This window comes from Paenibacillus sp. GCM10027630, from assembly GCF_042676305.1.
Lineage (GTDB): Bacteria > Bacillota > Bacilli > Paenibacillales > NBRC-103111 > Paenibacillus_S.
Map to the genome: position 1 here is coordinate 71,822 of NZ_JBHTGY010000057.1, position 16,664 is coordinate 88,485.

The 16,664-nt window shown below is 50.5% G+C and carries 17 protein-coding genes and 1 riboswitch; of the genes, 15 read left to right on the forward strand and 2 right to left on the reverse strand.

Going from position 1 to position 16,664, the window contains the following annotated elements; genetic code table 11:
* Positions 1-24: 24 nt before the first annotated feature.
* Genes ACFQ0C_RS28090 through dmpG form a run of 4 tightly spaced genes read left to right on the forward strand, consistent with a single transcriptional unit; the run spans position 25 to position 3,437 of the window.
* On the forward strand, positions 25-336 hold the full coding sequence (locus ACFQ0C_RS28090) for a UxaA family hydrolase (protein WP_379371622.1): 312 nt from the start codon (positions 25-27) through the stop codon (positions 334-336).
* On the forward strand, positions 320-1,498 hold the full coding sequence (locus tag ACFQ0C_RS28095; protein WP_379371891.1) for a UxaA family hydrolase: 1,179 nt from the start codon (positions 320-322) through the stop codon (positions 1,496-1,498). Before ACFQ0C_RS28090 ends, ACFQ0C_RS28095 begins: the two co-directional genes overlap by 17 nt.
* A 26-nt stretch (positions 1,499-1,524) precedes the next feature.
* On the forward strand, positions 1,525-2,424 hold the full coding sequence (locus tag ACFQ0C_RS28100; protein WP_379371624.1) for an acetaldehyde dehydrogenase (acetylating): 900 nt from the start codon (positions 1,525-1,527) through the stop codon (positions 2,422-2,424).
* Positions 2,424-3,437 (forward strand): 4-hydroxy-2-oxovalerate aldolase, encoded by a 1,014-nt coding sequence (gene dmpG / locus ACFQ0C_RS28105; protein WP_379371893.1) that lies wholly within the window; start codon positions 2,424-2,426, stop codon positions 3,435-3,437. The genes ACFQ0C_RS28100 and dmpG overlap by 1 nt, the downstream gene beginning before the upstream one ends.
* A 103-nt stretch (positions 3,438-3,540) precedes the next feature.
* On the opposite strand, the gene ACFQ0C_RS28110 is transcribed toward dmpG, so the two are convergent.
* On the reverse strand, positions 3,541-4,749 hold the full coding sequence (locus ACFQ0C_RS28110) for an MFS transporter (RefSeq protein ID WP_379371626.1): 1,209 nt from the start codon (positions 4,747-4,749) through the stop codon (positions 3,541-3,543).
* 176 nt (positions 4,750-4,925) lie between these two features.
* Positions 4,926-6,095 carry a serine hydrolase domain-containing protein gene (locus ACFQ0C_RS28115; RefSeq protein WP_379371895.1) on the reverse strand — a complete coding sequence of 390 codons (1,170 nt, stop codon included), beginning with the start codon at positions 6,093-6,095 and terminating at the stop codon, positions 4,926-4,928.
* A 178-nt stretch (positions 6,096-6,273) separates the two neighbouring features.
* On the opposite strand from ACFQ0C_RS28115, the gene ACFQ0C_RS28120 reads away from it, so the two are divergent.
* The 11 genes from ACFQ0C_RS28120 to glyA all read left to right on the forward strand — a co-directional run bounded on the left by ACFQ0C_RS28120 (position 6,274) and on the right by glyA (position 16,615).
* On the forward strand, positions 6,274-6,732 hold the full coding sequence (locus ACFQ0C_RS28120) for an Lrp/AsnC family transcriptional regulator (protein WP_379371628.1): 459 nt from the start codon (positions 6,274-6,276) through the stop codon (positions 6,730-6,732).
* 225 nt (positions 6,733-6,957) lie between these two features.
* Positions 6,958-8,058 (forward strand): redox-regulated ATPase YchF, encoded by a 1,101-nt coding sequence (ychF, locus tag ACFQ0C_RS28125; RefSeq protein ID WP_258213895.1) that lies wholly within the window; start codon positions 6,958-6,960, stop codon positions 8,056-8,058.
* Between the two features lie 183 nt (positions 8,059-8,241).
* Complete coding sequence (prfA, locus tag ACFQ0C_RS28130) at positions 8,242-9,315, forward strand: peptide chain release factor 1 (RefSeq protein ID WP_258213896.1); 1,074 nt, start codon at positions 8,242-8,244, stop codon at positions 9,313-9,315.
* A gap of 4 nt (positions 9,316-9,319) precedes the next feature.
* Complete coding sequence (gene prmC, locus ACFQ0C_RS28135) at positions 9,320-10,246, forward strand: peptide chain release factor N(5)-glutamine methyltransferase (RefSeq protein WP_379371631.1); 927 nt, start codon at positions 9,320-9,322, stop codon at positions 10,244-10,246.
* Between the two features lie 124 nt (positions 10,247-10,370).
* The gene (spoIIR, locus tag ACFQ0C_RS28140) at positions 10,371-11,171 is read left to right on the forward strand and encodes a stage II sporulation protein R (RefSeq protein ID WP_379371633.1); all 801 of its coding nucleotides are present in this window, start codon (positions 10,371-10,373) and stop codon (positions 11,169-11,171) included.
* A gap of 56 nt (positions 11,172-11,227) precedes the next feature.
* A complete protein-coding gene (locus tag ACFQ0C_RS28145) occupies positions 11,228-12,304 on the forward strand; it encodes an L-threonylcarbamoyladenylate synthase (RefSeq protein ID WP_379371635.1) in 1,077 nt (358 codons plus the stop codon).
* Between the two features lie 137 nt (positions 12,305-12,441).
* Positions 12,442-13,005: a manganese efflux pump MntP gene (locus ACFQ0C_RS28150; RefSeq protein WP_379371637.1), complete on the forward strand. Its 564-nt coding sequence runs from the start codon at positions 12,442-12,444 to the stop codon at positions 13,003-13,005.
* Positions 13,006-13,186: 181 nt separating this feature from the next.
* A complete protein-coding gene (locus ACFQ0C_RS28155) occupies positions 13,187-13,759 on the forward strand; it encodes a low molecular weight protein arginine phosphatase (protein WP_258213901.1) in 573 nt (190 codons plus the stop codon).
* A gap of 204 nt (positions 13,760-13,963) precedes the next feature.
* Positions 13,964-14,044, forward strand: a riboswitch (ZMP/ZTP riboswitch).
* A gap of 98 nt (positions 14,045-14,142) precedes the next feature.
* A complete protein-coding gene (gene rpiB / locus ACFQ0C_RS28160; RefSeq protein WP_258213902.1) occupies positions 14,143-14,601 on the forward strand; it encodes a ribose 5-phosphate isomerase B in 459 nt (152 codons plus the stop codon).
* Positions 14,602-14,631: 30 nt separating this feature from the next.
* Positions 14,632-15,282, forward strand: a complete 651-nt coding sequence (locus tag ACFQ0C_RS28165; protein ID WP_379371640.1) for a TIGR01440 family protein — start codon at positions 14,632-14,634, stop codon at positions 15,280-15,282.
* A gap of 85 nt (positions 15,283-15,367) precedes the next feature.
* Positions 15,368-16,615, forward strand: coding sequence for a serine hydroxymethyltransferase (glyA, locus tag ACFQ0C_RS28170; RefSeq protein ID WP_379371642.1), 1,248 nt, complete (start codon positions 15,368-15,370; stop codon positions 16,613-16,615).
* The last annotated feature ends 49 nt before the right edge of the window (positions 16,616-16,664 follow it).

Consider the following 16,664-nt stretch of genomic DNA (forward strand, 5'->3'; position numbering starts at 1 on the left):
GGGCATTTAGTTGGGGGGATAAAATTGACGACTTCAGACAACGCGTACCGGGCCATCATGATGAAAAAGATGGATAACGTCGCTACAGCATTAGGAGATATTCCGGCGGGCACTGTGGTGGAACTGCTGGTTGAGGGTCTCAGCTTAAGCGTTGCTTTGCTGGATCCGATTCCATTTGGCCATAAGTTTGCCGTCTATCCGATTGCCGAAGAGGAAGATATTCTGAAATACGGCGAAGTGATCGGCATGGCCAATCGCATTATCAAGCCGGGAGAGCATGTGCACGTTCATAATTTAGACGGAAAAAGAGGCAGAGGTGATCGAGTTGGAGCTTAACACGAAATTTTGGGGATATCGCCGTTCGGATGGGACGGTAGGCGTCCGTAATCATGTCTTGATTTTACCTACTATTGTTTGTGCTACGCAATCCGCAATGCGCATTACGGAGCTTGTACAGGGGACGGTATCATTTGTTCATCAGCATGGCTGCGCTCAGGTTGGCGTTGACTATGATCAAACCTTCCGCACGTATGTCGGCATCGGATGCAATCCGAATGTGTATGGAGTCGTTGTGCTTGGTCTTGGCTGCGAAACGCATCAAGGGCGCAGCGTGGCCGATGCAATTGCCAAACGGACGGGAAAGCCGGTTGAGCTCGTTTCGATTCAGGACAATGGCGGCACCTTAATGACGATTGCCAGAGGTGCGCAAGTGGCGGCTCGGATGGTTCAGGATGCATCCATGCAGCGCAGGGAAGAGTGCGATATCAGCGAGCTGATCGTCGCTACGGAATGCGGCGGCTCCGATGCCTGCTCCGGCCTGTCGGCGAACCCGGCGGTTGGCGTTGTCAGCGATATGATCGTAGACGGCGGGGGTACGGCAATTTTGGCGGAAACATCGGAAATTATCGGAGCGGAGCATTTGCTTGCAGACCGGGCGGTGGACGACAAGGTAGCCAAGCGTGTTTATGAAGTTATTGAAGCGATGGAGCAGAAAGCTATATTCATGGGTGTCGATATCCGTACAGGCAATCCGACTCCAGGTAACATTAAAGGCGGTTTAAGCTCGCTCGAAGAAAAATCGCTCGGAGCTGCGGCGAAGGCTGGTTCCCGTCCGCTGCAGGAGCTGATCAATTACGCGGAAAATCCGACGAAGAAAGGTTTAGTCTGGATGGACACGCCGGGCCAAGACATTGAACAGCTCACCGGCATGGTTGCGGGCGGGGCGCAGGTCGTTTTATTCACTAGTGGACGCGGAACGCCGACAGGCTCGCCGATTGCTCCCGTTATCAAAATCGCTACAAACACCCGGATGTTCGAGAATATGTCCGACAATATGGATATGAACGCCGGAACGATCATTGAAGGCAAGGAATCAGTGCAGGACGTAGGACAGCGAATTTACGACGAAGTGCTGCAGGTCGCTACCGGTAAATGGACGAAAGCGGAAATTTTGAAGCAATATGACTTCGGAATTAACCGAATCGGCCCTACGTTCTAAAGATCGCTGCAGAAAGGAGAACGTACATGACTAAGATCAAGGCAGCCATATTGGGCTCAGGAAATATAGGTACGGATTTAATGTATAAGCTGGAGCGCAGCGACTTTCTGGAGCTGACTGCCGTTATTGGCATCGATCCAGAGTCGGACGGGTTGAAGAGAGCCGCTTCCAGAGGGTATGCGACCTTTGCTAACGGAATTCAAGCTGTAGTCGAAAATCCCGACATAGCCGACATTGTATTCGATGCGACTTCAGCCAAAGCGCATGTACGGCATGCTAAGGTTTTGAAGGAATTGGGCAAAATGGCGATCGATCTGACTCCAGCTGCCCGCGGGCCTTTTTTGAGCCCTGCCGTTAATTTCATGGACCATCTGGACGCACCTAACGTCAATATGATCACATGCGGCGGCCAAGCGACGATTCCGATCGTCTATGCGATTAATCAGGTGGCAGATGTCGCTTATGCAGAAATCGTTGCCACCATTTCCAGTAAAAGCGCCGGGCCCGGTACCCGGGCTAACATCGACGAATTTACGTCAACGACCCGTCGCGGGTTGGAGGAGGTTGGGGGCGCAGATTGCGGAAAAGCTCTGATTATATTAAATCCGGCAAACCCGCCGATTATGATGAGAAACACGGTGTACTGCGAAGTTCGGAATATGAATCAAGAAGCGATCACCCGGGCGGTTCACAATATGGTAGATCAAGTTAAGCAATATGTGCCGGGTTACCGGCTGAAGCAGGATGTTTTGTTCGATGAAGAAAAAGTAACGATTCTCCTGGAGGTTGAAGGAGCTGGCGACTATTTCGAGCCGTATGCAGGCAACCTCGATATCATGACCGCTGCCGCAGTGCGGATCGGAGAGCAGTTCGCGTGTCATAAGCTATCTTTAGCATCAGACGGGGAAGGAGTGAGCTTGAAGTGATGCCCAACAATACAGTACCGGTACGTGTAACGGAAGTATGTCTTAGGGACGGCAGCCATGCTGTCGCCCATCAATTTACAGTGGAGCAGGTTCGGGCAGTGACACGCGCATTGGACGATGCAGGCATGCATTATATTGAGGTCAGCCACGGCGATGGATTGGGCGGCTCTACGCTTCAGTATGGTCGTTCGCTTGTCGATGAAATGAAGCTGATCGAAGCTGCAGTAGAGGAGTGCAGGCAGTCCAAAATTGCCGTGCTGCTCATCCCCGGCATTGGCACCGTACAGGAGCTGAAGCAGGCGCATTCGCTTGGAGCCAAGCTGGTGCGGGTAGCGACGCATGTCACGGAAGCTGACGTATCGGCACAGCACATTCAGGTTGCCCGTGAGCTTGGCATGGAGGCGCTGGGCTTTCTAATGATGGCGCATTCCGCGCCTGTCGATGTGTTGGTGGAGCAGGCGAAGCTGATGGAGAGCTACGGCGCTCAAGCCGTCTATGTAACCGATTCGGCCGGCACTTTGCTGCCCGAACAAGTTCAAGAGCGAGTTCGCGCGCTGCGCAATGCCCTATCCTGCGAAATTGGCTTTCACGCTCACAATAACCTCTCGCTTGCAGTTGCGAATACGCTCATCGCTATTCAGGAGGGCGCTACCCGAATTGACAGCAGCGTTAGATGCCTCGGCGCGGGCTCGGGAAATACGCAAACGGAGGCGTTGCTCGCTGTGCTTGAGCGGCGTGGCGTCGATCTCGGCATCGATTTATTTAAAATGATGGATCTCGCCGAAGACATCGTTGCTCCGATTATGCACCGCGTACCGGAGGTCAACAAAGGCAGCTTGGCGATGGGCTTTGCCGGCGTCTATTCCAGCTTTCTGCTTCACGCAGAGCGCGCCGGAAAACGCTTTGGCGTTGATCCGCGCAACATTCTCATTGAACTTGGACGCCGCAAAGCGGTCGGCGGCCAAGAAGACATGATTGTCGATGTTGCCGCCGAATTGGCGAAACAAAAATAAACAGGGATTGAGTGTTTGGATCCCCCAAAAAAAGGCCGTTTCTCGTCCCTTCATGCCTTCTAGGCCAGGGAAGAAACGGTCTTTTTATTGTTTCCAGCGTCCCTCAGCGCCTTTTTGAAGGAAATCCGTGTTCTCTAGAGCGCCACGCTACTAGTAGCGCAAGGATCAGTAGAATAAACAATGCCCACGGGAAGGAGCTGACACCAAGTGTTTCGATAAGAATACCGCCTATCACACCGCCACCGCCGATGGCTAGGTTCCATGCCGTCACCAGCATCGACTGGGCCACATTTGCACTTTCGCCAGCAGCTTCAGCAACTGCTGTTTGTAGTAGAGTTGCCGCACCCCCGAACGTCAATCCCCACACAACAACCACTAGGTAGATTACGACGGGCTGGCTGCTACTTATGCCTAGCACGACGGACACCAAGGCAAAAGCAGTGAGGCTAATTAGAACCAATGGCCGTAGTTTGCGGTCGATCAACACACCAATAACCCAGATGCCAACAAGCGCTGTAATACCGAAAATAAGCAGTACTAAGTCAACGTGCTTGATAAGCCCAGCCTGTTCAAGATACGGTGCAATATAGGTATAAAGGATATTATGGGCTAGCACCCAGGCCAGAACTATAAATAGTACGGGCCTAACCCCCGGAATAACAAAGACCTTATAGAGAGGGAGCTGCTTATCGGCGGCCTCTCCTGGATAGTCCGGTAGCTTACAAAGCACCCAAGCAACCAGCACCAGAGCCAACAGCGACATGATTCCAAAGACAGAGCGCCAGCCCACAAGGGCACCAAGAAATGTTCCGGCAGGGACACCGAGTGCAAGGGCGAGAGGCGTCCCGACCATCGCCACCGCCATAGCTCGTCCCTTGAGCGACTCCGGCACCATGCGCCGGGCATAGCCTGCTATCATACCCCATAATATACCAGCGGATACGCCCGCGAAGAAACGAGCTGCCAGCGTCAGCGTATAGCTGGAAGAAAGAGTGGTGATGGTGTTGAATGCTAGAAAGCCAAGGATGCACACTAGTAGCAGTGGTCGCCGCCGCCATCCGCGCGTAGCGGTCGTTAAGGGAATCGCGGCCAATAGTGAGCCAAGGGCGTACAAGGTAACGAGTTGACCCGCTAGAGCTTCCGAAACTCCAAGCCCTTCACCTATCTGGAGTAACAAACCGGCGGGAATCGTTTCGGTAAGGATACAGATAAAACCTGTCATTGCAAGGGCGAGTAATCCAGCCCACGGGAGACGATCAGAAGAGAAGGTGCTGGAGACACTTTTTGTGGCAGAAGTTGTGTTAAGACTCATTTCAGAAGTACCTCTCTTTTATTAATTGTAGATTATATGATCTATTGCCAAAGCGATTAATGACTAACAGAATTAAGTTAGGTTTTGTTATAGATTCTAATAACTACTCCTTCAGTATCGTGTTACACAAGAGCCTTCGTCGGTTCATGTCGGACCAAGGCTCTCGTGTTCGTTTACTATTTCTTGATCCTGTCATAAACGGCTTCACAAAGGTCAATAGTAAACTGACCTGACATGCCTTCCAGTGCGGTATTGGTGAACGCAACAACGCTAAGCCGCTGCTCAGGATCGACGAACCATGAATGACCATAGGTACCGCCCATGCGCCATGTACCCGAGGATTCCGGAGTTTCTGCGGCGACAGGATCCTTGAGCAGCGTAATCCCTAAGCCGAAGCTTCGCCCTGGCCAAAAAGCCATCGGCAGATCACCGATCTGGTTGGTAGTCATTTCTCGAACCAGAGACTCCGGGAGCAGGGGCGCACCACCCTTGCGTAATGCTTCCAGCAGATTCAAAAAGTCACCTGCGCTACCAACCATGCCGGCCCCCCCAGAAGGATAGGCTGAGCCGTCAAGTGCCCGGCCAGGGGCCAGCCGGAAGCCCGCCGTGCCCTCCACAAAGGCAATGCTGTCGGGATCATGCATAGGCCGTGGCTCTAGAACATCATTAGCGTAGGCCGTGGCCAGTCGCTCTGGGTCGACTGCAATAAAACCGGTGTCTCTCATGCCAATCGGCTTTGTCACCAATGAATGTATAGCCTCGCTGAGCGGTGTTTCTGTGACTTTTGCAATTACTGCTCCCAACACATCTGTCGCAATGGAATATTTCCATTCGGTGCCTGGCGTATAGAGGAGCGGAACAGAGGCAATACGACGCAGGTTCTCTTCCAAAGTGATCCCGGGTTGATCCATGCCATCCGATACCCCGGCTTGTTGATAGGAACCGTTCTTTTCTTGAAAGAAGCGGTAAGTCAGACCCGCGGTGTGCGTCATCAGATGACGAATCGTCAATGTCGCGAACTCACCGTTCTGCAAACGTGGCCGAAACTCTGGAAGCCAGCGATCAACACGGTCGTCCAACTGTAAACGACCTTGCGCAACTAGTACTAGGGCAGCCGTTGAAACGATAGGTTTGCTAACCGAAGCAAGCCTGAATAAGGCATCTTCTCGCATGGGCCGGTTCATCTCGCGGTCTGCAAGACCAGCAGCGCGGCTATAAACCAATACCCCATCTATTGCCACTTTAATGACAGCGCCAACCAGTCGCTTGTCTGCAAGCGTTCTATTGATTACTTCATCGATGCGATCTGGTAAACACTCGTGATTCATTTTGTTTGAATACAACATACCCAACAGTCTTCATCCTTTCGGAATAGTTAAAGCTTTATTCACTTTACTATTGTAAGTTTATTATATAAAATTAGTTATATCGATTACATAAGGTAACTAAGTTAAATTGGCCATGTAACGATTAATTACAAGCTAGTTTATAGACAATACCTTGAATTTAAAGGAGTCGATTTCAATGGACCATGTTGATAAGCAAATCCTTTTCCATCTACAAAGCCAAGCGAGAATTTCAATGACAGAGCTGGGGAAATGTGTTGGTCTATCACAACCCGCAGTAACGGAAAGAGTTAGGCGTATGGAGGAAAAAGGGGTCATCAGCGAGTATCGCACCATAATTTCTCCTGAAAAAATTGGAAAAAACGCTGCTGCTTACATGCTGTTTCATTCAAGGGATTGTAACGCATTCCTAGAATTCTGCCGCTCAACTCCCGATGTGGTCGAATGTTACCGTATTAGTGGAGAACATAATTACTTATTAAAAGTAATGACCGAATCCACACGAGCCCTTGAGGAGTTCGGAAATCAATGTGATAAATACGGGACCTACACGATTCTGATCGTAATGTCATCGCCAATCGATCATAAATTTCTTATACCTTCACTCGAAGAAGTAAATTTAAATAGGCTGAATTAGATAGATGTAGTAAAAGCAATATAAAAAATGGTGCACCCAGTCAGTCTACAACTTTATTTACTTTTAACACTTGGGATAAGATAGCCGCGTGCGTTAGTTGGTTTTTTGCATAACCTATAGTAAATGTTGTGAAAAACAGACAGAAAGGTGACAACGGGCCTGTTTTTGCGATATAATACCTATTTAGGGATATTGAATAATGATTACTAAGGAGTTGTCCTATAAATGGCTTTAAAAGCGGGGATCGTGGGTTTGCCGAACGTGGGAAAATCCACTTTATTTAATGCAATTACGCAAGCGGGCGCCGAATCGGCGAACTACCCTTTTTGCACGATAGATCCGAATGTAGGCGTAGTAGAGGTACCGGACGAGCGGCTTGTTAAGCTGACTGAGCTTGTGGTTCCAAAAAGTGTAGTGCCTACCGCATTTGAATTCATTGATATCGCCGGTATAGTTAAGGGCGCCAGCAAGGGAGAAGGACTTGGCAACAAGTTTCTTGCGCATATTAGAGAAGTAGACGCTATTGTGCATGTTGTGCGTTGCTTTCAAGACGAGAATATTACGCATGTATCCGGTACGGTCAACCCCATTAGTGATATCGAGACGATTAATCTGGAGCTTATTTTGGCTGATGTGGAGTCAGTTGAGAAGCGGATCGACCGTTCCCGTAAAAATATGAAGGGCGGCGACAAAAAGTATGCGGCGGAAGTCGAATGCCTGGAACGCGTGAAGGATGCTTTGTACAACGATAAGCCTGCACGCAGCGTTGATTTGAGCGAAGATGAGAAGCTCTTGATTCGCGATCTGCATTTGTTGACGATGAAGCCGATGCTGTATGCAGCCAACGTTAGCGAAGAAGAAGTAGCATCCGCTGAAGACAATCCTTTTGTGTTAAAAGTGCGCGAGTACGCGGCACTGGAAGGTGCGGAAGTAGTTCCGATCAGTGCGAAGGTGGAGTCGGAGATTGCCGAGCTGGAAGGCGAAGACAAAGCAATGTTCCTTGAGGAGCTGGGCCTACAGGAATCCGGCTTGAATCGTTTGATTAAAGCGGCCTATAAGCTGCTAGGGTTGTACACTTATTTTACTGCAGGCGTACAGGAAGTTCGGGCATGGACGATTCGCATGGGTACGAAAGCCCCGCAAGCCGCGGGAGTTATTCATACAGATTTTGAACGTGGTTTTATCCGTGCGGAAGTGGTTGCCTATGAGGACTTGGTCAATGCCGGTTCAATGAATGCAGCGAAGGAAAAAGGCCAGGTTCGTTTGGAAGGTAAAGAATATGTTGTAAAAGATGGCGATGTCATGCATTTCCGATTCAACGTATAGCGTTGCTTTCGGATGAAAATAGATCTGCAAGTTAGAGCAGACGAATTCATAATCAGTCGGTTAAAAGCGTAGGGCGGAGTTGCCCCGGCAGGGGTTAGCACGTTTCCTGCGGGTAGCATCTCGGCCCTTCTCGGCGAGATGAGCATTTCCGAACACCAATTTCAGTATAAGGGGTGAATTATTGTGTTAGATAGATTACAATCACTGGCGGACCGCTATGAAAAACTAAGCGAGCTACTTTGCGATCCCGATGTTACAAGCGATACGAAAAAGCTGCGGGAATATTCCAAGGAGCAATCGGACTTGCAGGAATCCTATGAAGCTTACACGGAATATAAGAGCGTTGTGGAGCAGCATGATGCCGCTCGAGCTATGCAAAATGAGAAGCTGGATGACGAAATGCGTGAGCTTGTGAAAATGGAGCTTGATGAGCTTTCGCAGCGCAAGGAGGAGCTGGAGGCGCGCATTAATATTTTGATGCTGCCGAAGGATCCGAATGATGACAAGAACGTAATCGTGGAAATCCGTGGAGCAGCTGGCGGAGATGAAGCGGCGTTGTTCGCCTCCGACCTTTACCGTATGTATACCAAATATGCTGACGTACAAGGCTGGCGGACCGAAATCATGGATGTTAACATGAATGATTTGGGCGGATTTAAAGAGATTATTTTTATGGTTAACGGAAAAGGCGCATACAGTAAGCTGAAATACGAAAGTGGCGCGCATCGCGTGCAACGAATTCCTACAACGGAATCGGGCGGCAGAATCCATACTTCAACTTCAACGGTAGCTGTTATGCCGGAGATGGAAGAATTCGATATCGAAATTCACGATAGCGACATTCGAGTAGATACGTTTTGTTCCAGCGGTGCTGGCGGACAGTCCGTTAATACGACCAAATCAGCGGTTCGTGTAACGCATGTACCGACGGGCATTGTTGCTACCTGTCAGGATGGCAAATCACAGAACTCCAATAAAGACAAGGCACTGCAGGTGCTTCGGGCGCGGATTTTTGACAAGTTCCAGCAGGAGGAAATGTCCAAATATGCCGGCGACCGGAAAAGCAAGGTCGGTACCGGTGACCGCAGTGAACGAATTCGGACTTACAACTTCCCGCAAAGCCGGGTAACAGATCACCGTATTGGGTTGACGCTGCATCGACTTGATGCTGTTCTGAACGGCGATATGGGAGAGATTGTTTCCGCATTGACGATTGCCGCGCAATCGGATTTGATGGATAAAGGAGATCAAGAATAAACCGATGACCGCTGAACAGCAGTTGACGATACGTGAAGCCTATGTTGAGGCTTCTTCTTTTTTGCAGGGGCATCAAGTGCAGGAGGCGGCTAACTGTGCGGATTTGCTTTTACAGCATGTGCTTGGTTTTACGCGCAGCGAGCTGCTTTTAAGTTGGCAAGAAATGTTCCCCGTAGAACAATTGGAGCTGTGGCAGCAGCTGTTGAAGCGTAAGGCAGCAGGGGAACCGGTACAATATATTATCGGGGAGCAGGAGTTTTATGGGCTCCCTTTTACGGTGAATCCTGCAGTGCTGATCCCGCGGCCGGAGACGGAGCTGCTGGTAGAGCAGGTGGTGCTGCTCGGGAAACGGCTGTGGCCGGAACTGGCAGAGAACCGAGCAGATCAGGAGCGGGAGGCAGGAGCAGGCCCGCTGATCGCGGACATCGGCGCAGGAAGCGGGGCGATCGCGGTGAGCCTCGCCGTGCAATGCCCGCAATGGCGCATCATGAGCTCCGACATCTCGCCGGCTGCGCTGGCGGTAGCTGGAGCGAATGCAGAGCGCCATGGGGTTAGCGAGCGGGTCGCCTTCATGGAAGGAGACTTGCTCGTGCCTTATATCGAGCGCGGACTGCGGCTCGATGCAGTGGTGTCTAATCCACCGTATATTCCGGAGGCGGATGAAGAGGGACTACAGCCTGAGGTGCGGCTGCATGAACCTCGCACCGCGCTGTATGGCGGGGCGGATGGGCTTGTGCTGTACCGGCGGTTGGCTGCACAGCTCAAAGAGCTGCCGGCGCTGCCGGCGCTGGTCGGGCTTGAGGTGGGGCTTGGCCAAGCTCAGGCGGTAGCGAAGCTGCTCAGTGATGCCGCCGAATGGGATGAAATCCGGATTATACCGGATTTGGCTGGTATAGAACGGCATGTTATTGCTGTTCGTTATACTAGATAAGTAATCAATCTATTAACTTATTAACCTTTAAATTTAATAGATTGCTAGGTTTAAACTCTCTCGCATAGGACCATACTAGGACTATGATATCGATTAGCAGCGATGCGGGAGAGGCGGCTTGGCTATGGTAAAACGGACTTCATGGAAACGTTATGTTTATATTATTTTTGCACTTATTCTATTAATTACTTGCTGGGAAGCGAATCGTGAGCAAGGGGTAGTTTTGGCATCGGGGGTAAACCAAGCTTCAGAAGGCTCTGGCGAAGTCATTCCACAGCAATCGATTAGACTGCGTATTTTGGCCAATTCCGATTCGCCTGCCGACCAATGGATCAAGCGCGAGGTGCGCGATGCTATTGTTGAACAGATGAACGAATGGGTTGATGAGCCTCAAGGTATTGAGGAAGCACGTGTGATAGTACGCAACCATTTGCCGGAGTTAAACGAATTGGTAGGGAAAACGCTGCGCCAGAATGGATTTTCCTATTCTTATGAGGCGGAGCTCGGAGTAGTTCCTTTTCCGGCCAAAATGTATGGAAATCAAATATACCCGGCAGGCGATTATGAAGCACTTCGTGTATCCATTGGGACGGCGGAAGGGCAAAATTGGTGGTGCGTGTTGTTCCCCCCGCTATGCTTTGTGAATTCGGAAGCGATTGTTAAGAAAACGAATGCTGCAGACGCTGAGCTCAATGCTTCTGTTAATAAAGAAAATAGTTCATCACAGGATAAAAAAATGCAAACGGGCAAGGGAAATAAAACAGAAGCAGCAGATGGCGCAATAGATAAAAAAGCAACGGCCAAAGCAAGCGGAAAAGACGGTCAAGCACAAGCTGTTAATGGAATCCAAGCGTCAGCTGAGCAGCCGGAAGTCCGATTCTTTCTTTGGGACATGTTGAAAAAATTAGGTTCTTTATTCGCCTAATGCCTAATAATGAGGGTTCATAAAGTCTATTTCATGACAAGGATGGGGCTTTGAAGATGACAGTGAATTGGAAGGTTTCGGCAGTTTCGCCGCAGCCAGCGGAATTAGCAGAGGCAGCAAGGGTGCTTCGCGAAGGCGGTGTTGTTGCTTTCCCTACTGAAACCGTCTATGGACTGGGTGCGGATGCACGACAAACTGACGCGGTAATGAAGATTTTTTCAGCTAAAGGAAGACCATCGGATAATCCGTTAATTGTACATATAGCCAATCGGTCTCAAATCGAAGAGCTGGCCGCTCCTCCCGATGAGGCCGTTTCGCGTTTGTTGGACGCCTTCTGGCCCGGGCCCTTGACTGTAGTGCTGCCAGTCTTGCCCGGCGCGCTTTCCGAGGTGGTGACCGCGGGGCTCAGCACAGTCGGGCTGCGCATGCCCGACCATCCCGTGGCGCTGCAGCTCATTGCCGCTGCGGGCTGTCCCGTAGCCGCCCCGAGCGCCAATCGCTCGGGTAGACCGAGCCCAACACTTGCTGCGCATGTGTTGGAGGATCTGGGCGGCCGTATCGACGGCATCGTCGATGGAGGGCCGACAGGCGTCGGGCTCGAGTCGACGGTCGTGGAGTACATCCCTGCAGCCGCTGGCAGCGGAGGCGGAGGCGTACTCCACGTCCTGCGGCCCGGGGGCGTCACGGCAGCCCAGCTGCGCCGGGTGCTGCCTGAAGCAGAGGTGCGCGAGGCCTCCGCGCACCATGAACCCGCCAAGGCGCCGCGTGCGCCGGGCATGAAGTACACGCATTACGCGCCGCGCGGCGTAATGACCCTCGTTCAGGGCGATGCCCCTGAACGGGTGCTCGCTCGCTTGCAGCGCGAGCTCGATGAAGCCCGCGCGCGCGGCGAACGCACAGGCGTGCTCACGTATCGCGAGCACGCTGATGCGCTGCGCGCGGACCATGTCGTCGCCTGCGGCAGCCTTGGCGACCTGGAAAGCGTGGCGCACGAGTTGTACGCCGCGCTGCGTGGTTTCGATGAAGCTGGCGTTGGCTTCATCGTTGCCGAAGCATGCCCCGAAACAGGGCTCGGGGCCGCTATTATGAACCGGCTTCGCAAAGCAGCCGGTGATCGTGTCATTCATGTATAAGCTGACTTTTGCCAAAGAAAAGCCGTTATAATTGGCTTGTGTTCTGCATGCACTCATTTTCCGAACGCCATCTCAGGTATGTTTACCTCCTTGTCCGCATATGTTGATTAGGAATGGGACAGGGGGTAGAGGGGAAGATGGAGTGGGCATCGCCGTTGATAATAGGCCAACTGATTACTCTGTTGATAATGGCTGTCGCCTTGGGGCTGGACGCGCTATCACTCGGAATTGGGATCGGGATGAGGGGAATACGCAAGCTGCATATCATAAAGCTTAGCCTCCTGATTGCGTTGTTTCATATGGTCATGCCTTTGGCGGGTATGCTTACTGGGGGCTATGTAGGTTTGCTTCTGGGAGGAGTAGCTACGAAGGCCGGCGGTATTCTTCTTGTGCTTCTTGGTGTACATATGGTGTACAGCTCTTTAAAAGGTGAACATGCAATCTCCATAGATCACAAGACGACATGGGGAATGGTTTTATTTGCTCTCAGCGTTAGCGTTGACTCGTTTTCCGTAGGAGTATCTCTCGGCATGTTTGCAGGGGATATGATTTTGACCGTAATATTGTTTGGTGCGGTTGGCGGGTTAATGTCGATATTCGGATTGATGTTGGGCCGCAAGGTAGGACATTGGGTAGGTGAATATGGCGAGGCTCTGGGTGGTGTGATCCTGCTGGCATTTGGAATCAACTTTCTGCTATAGGGGCCGTTCAAAATTGCATTTTGACTACGAACTGCCGCCTCAATCTGCATCACTCTTGAACAAGCAGTCTAAGAAGATCTCACATAAAAATTGCTGAGGATTCCATAAAACAATTCATTTGAGGTACAATAAGGGTGAGGCTCATTGCAGCCCATCTTGATGAAGAAGGCAGGGATTTCCGATGAATCGAATTTTGTTCGTTTGTACCGGCAACACCTGCCGTAGTCCGATGGCGGAAGGAATACTGCGCCGAATGTTGGAAGAACACGGTTTGCAGCATATAGAGGTCCGTTCGGCGGGAGTGGCGGCCTATGATGGGTCACCCGTATCCGGGAATGCGGCAGCCATTTTGAAGGAAAAAGGCTTTAACGAATCGTTGACCTCTTCCTCCTTAAAGGGAGCGCTGCTCGATTGGGCCGATGTGGTGCTTACAATGACATCCGGTCATAAGCAGCATGCTATTCAGCGGTTTCCTCAGTTCGTCGATAAAATTTACACGTTAAAAGAATTCGTAGATGACTCGGAAGCGGCAGACCGGCTGGTCGAGCTGGAGAGTCTGGTTGCAGAGCTTGAAGTGAAGCGGGCATTGTCTCAGCCAGTGACTGAGGAAGAGCGTGCAAGGTTACAGCTGTTGGAGCGTGGGCTTCCCGATTATGATATTGCGGACCCTTTTGGCGGCTCGGTGATGCTGTATCGGCAGTGTGCCGAAGAGATAGAGGGCTGTTTGGTCAAGCTGATTCGTAAGTTAAGCTAACTTCTTGTTTAAGGTGAACGGCGATGTGCATTATTTCATGATTTCATCGATCTTTCCGGGCTGCGAAAGGTTAGTTGCAGGCTCCGTGGGGGTTAGTATGTAACAACGTGACGGGATGAGTTTCGGCGTATTTACCGGTCGTTTCACGAATATTTTTGGGCTTTACAGAGAAAGTTATTTCCGCTATGATATAGCTTATATAGAGGGACCCGATGTAACTGGCGACGAGTGGGATTAACCACAGTGGAGCATCGGGACATACGGCCGGTCGCCTGGGCAAAGAGCATTGTTGTGCTGTACATAGCACGCAGTATGCTCTTTTTTCGTTTTTCCGACAGATTTCGGTTATAATGAAATCAACAACAATCAGGAGGCGAATCGCTTTGAAAATTGCAATTGGAGCAGATCACGCAGGAGTTCGTTTAAAAGATGAGTTGATTGGATTTATTGAGTCATTGGGTCATCAAGTGTCGGATCTTGGCTGTAATTGTACAGATTCCGTTGATTATCCGGACTATGCGATCGCTGTATGCGATCAGGTTGTATCCGGTGCAGCAGACAAAGGATTTCTTATTTGCGGAACCGGCATCGGGATGACGATTGCTGCCAATAAAGTTCCGGGTATCCGCTGTGCGTTGGTACATGATTTATTCTCCGCAAAAGCGACCAGAGAGCATAACGATACGAATGTGTTGGCCATGGGGGAACGTGTGGTTGGACCCGGCGTTGCACAGGAAATCGTGAAAATATGGCTGGAAACGGAGTTCTCTAATGGAGAGCGTCACCGTAACCGCATTGGCAAGGTAAAAGCGTTGGAAGATAAATACGCGATTCATCCGTAATCGGGCAGCCCGATGAAAGAGGTGGAGTCAATGAGCCAGACAGATCAATCAGCCAGCACTATGGATCAGGCAATTGGATTGGATTTGAGCCAAATCCGACCTTTGGCCGAGCAAGTACTGCGTGAGCTAGCTCACGTCGGAAAGCTTGAAGCGGGGCAGCTTGTTGTTATTGGGACAAGCACAAGTGAGGTGTTGGGTCAGCATATTGGCACCTCCGGCACGGAAGAGGTGGCTTCGCACCTGTTCGCCGCTGTCGAGGCCGTGCGAGCCGAGTTTGGGTTTTACCCCGCTTTTCAATGCTGTGAGCATCTGAATCGGGCATTGGTTGTGGAGCGGGAAGCAATGCGAGAGTACCGCTTGGAGCAGGTATCTGTTGTTCCGGTACCACGGGCAGGGGGATCAATGGCATCCTATGCCTATAAAAACCTTCAACAGGCTTGCGTGGTGGAATCGATACAGGCGCATGCAGGAGTGGATATCGGTGGGACTCTGATAGGTATGCATCTGAAGCCTGTAGCCGTTCCGGTACGTCCTTCCATCCGTATGATTGGCCATGCTGCTGTACAGATGGCTTATACAAGACCGAAACTAATCGGTGGGGCTCGAGCTGTCTACACAGCGGTTGCTGAAGATTCGAAGGCCCATTCGGGTAGTGCTACGAATATCGATACTTGCAGTTGACTCTTACAGTTGAGTATCTGGATCCGAGTAACGTACTTATACAATTCAAATATAATCAAGTTTACATCCTAAGGAGGAATTTATTGTGGAACAATTACGTAAGCAAGATCCTAAAATCGTTGAGGCTATGAATTTGGAGATTGGTCGTCAACGGGACAAAATTGAATTAATCGCTTCCGAAAACTTCGTGAGTGAAGCTGTGTTACAAGCAATGGGTACGGTGTTAACTAATAAATATGCCGAAGGCTACCCAGGCAAGCGTTACTATGGCGGTTGTGAGCATGTTGATATCGTTGAAGATATTGCTCGTGACCGTGCCAAAGAATTGTTCGGTGCTGAGCACGCGAACGTACAGCCCCATTCAGGCGCGCAAGCGAACATGGCGGTATATCTGGCAGCTTTGCAGCCTGGCGATACGGTTCTAGGTATGAACCTTGCGCATGGCGGTCACTTAACCCACGGAAGCCCAGTGAATGCATCCGGTATCTTGTATAACTTTGTTGCATATGGCGTTAGAGAAAGCGATGCTCATATCGATTATAATGAAGTTCGCAAATTGGCATTCAAGCATAAGCCTCGTATGATCGTGGCAGGCGCGAGCGCATACCCTCGTACTATCGATTTTGAAGCTTTGGCTTCCATCGCTAATGATGTAGGCGCCTTGTTGTTTGTTGATATGGCCCATATTGCCGGTCTTGTTGCAGCAGGCTTGCACCCGAACCCGGTTCCATACGCACATTTTGTAACAACAACTACACACAAAACGCTTCGCGGTCCTCGCGGCGGTATGATTCTGTGCCGCAAGCCGTGGGCAGCTGCTATTGATAAAGCTGTGTTCCCGGGTACTCAAGGCGGTCCTTTGATGCATGTTATTGCAGCCAAAGCGGTTTCCTTCGGTGAAGCTTTGCAGCCGGAATTCAAAACGTATGCACAAAATGTTGTGAATAACGCTAAAACTTTGTCCGAGGCATTGACAGCAGAAGGCATTAATCTGGTATCCGGCGGTACTGACAACCATTTAATGCTGATTGACCTTCGCAACTTGAACATCAGTGGAAAAGACGCTGAGCATTTGTTGGATGAAGTAGGCGTTACTGTGAACAAAAACGCTATTCCTTTTGATCCAGCTAAGCCAATGATTACAAGCGGCATTCGTATTGGTACGCCTGCTGCAACTTCCCGTGGCATGGATCAAGAAGCGATGAAAGTCATTGCCAAAATCATCGCGTTGACATTAAAGAATCCATCCGATGAAGCTGTACATGAAAAAGTACGCGGCATGGTTAAGGATTTGACAGCTCAATTCCCGCTGTATCCTGGTTTGAGTTATTAATTGACGTTGTAATAAATAGGGCCGGCGCAAATGCGTCGGCTTTTTTCTA

Bases quoted from the DNA above. Each gene is read 5' to 3' on its own strand.
- ACFQ0C_RS28100 (WP_379371624.1), top strand. From the start codon at position 1,525: ATGACTAAGATCAAGGCAGCCATATTGGGCTCAGGAAATATAGGTACG.
- dmpG (WP_379371893.1), top strand. From the start codon at position 2,424: ATGCCCAACAATACAGTACCGGTACGTGTAACGGAAGTATGTCTTAGG.
- ACFQ0C_RS28110 (WP_379371626.1), bottom strand. From the start codon at position 4,749: ATGAGTCTTAACACAACTTCTGCCACAAAAAGTGTCTCCAGCACCTTC.
- ACFQ0C_RS28115 (WP_379371895.1), bottom strand. From the start codon at position 6,095: ATGTTGTATTCAAACAAAATGAATCACGAGTGTTTACCAGATCGCATC.
- ACFQ0C_RS28120 (WP_379371628.1), top strand. From the start codon at position 6,274: ATGGACCATGTTGATAAGCAAATCCTTTTCCATCTACAAAGCCAAGCG.
- ychF (WP_258213895.1), top strand. From the start codon at position 6,958: ATGGCTTTAAAAGCGGGGATCGTGGGTTTGCCGAACGTGGGAAAATCC.
- prmC (WP_379371631.1), top strand. From the start codon at position 9,320: ATGACCGCTGAACAGCAGTTGACGATACGTGAAGCCTATGTTGAGGCT.
- spoIIR (WP_379371633.1), top strand. From the start codon at position 10,371: ATGGTAAAACGGACTTCATGGAAACGTTATGTTTATATTATTTTTGCA.
- ACFQ0C_RS28145 (WP_379371635.1), top strand. From the start codon at position 11,228: ATGACAGTGAATTGGAAGGTTTCGGCAGTTTCGCCGCAGCCAGCGGAA.
- ACFQ0C_RS28150 (WP_379371637.1), top strand. From the start codon at position 12,442: ATGGAGTGGGCATCGCCGTTGATAATAGGCCAACTGATTACTCTGTTG.
- ACFQ0C_RS28155 (WP_258213901.1), top strand. From the start codon at position 13,187: ATGAATCGAATTTTGTTCGTTTGTACCGGCAACACCTGCCGTAGTCCG.
- ACFQ0C_RS28165 (WP_379371640.1), top strand. From the start codon at position 14,632: ATGAGCCAGACAGATCAATCAGCCAGCACTATGGATCAGGCAATTGGA.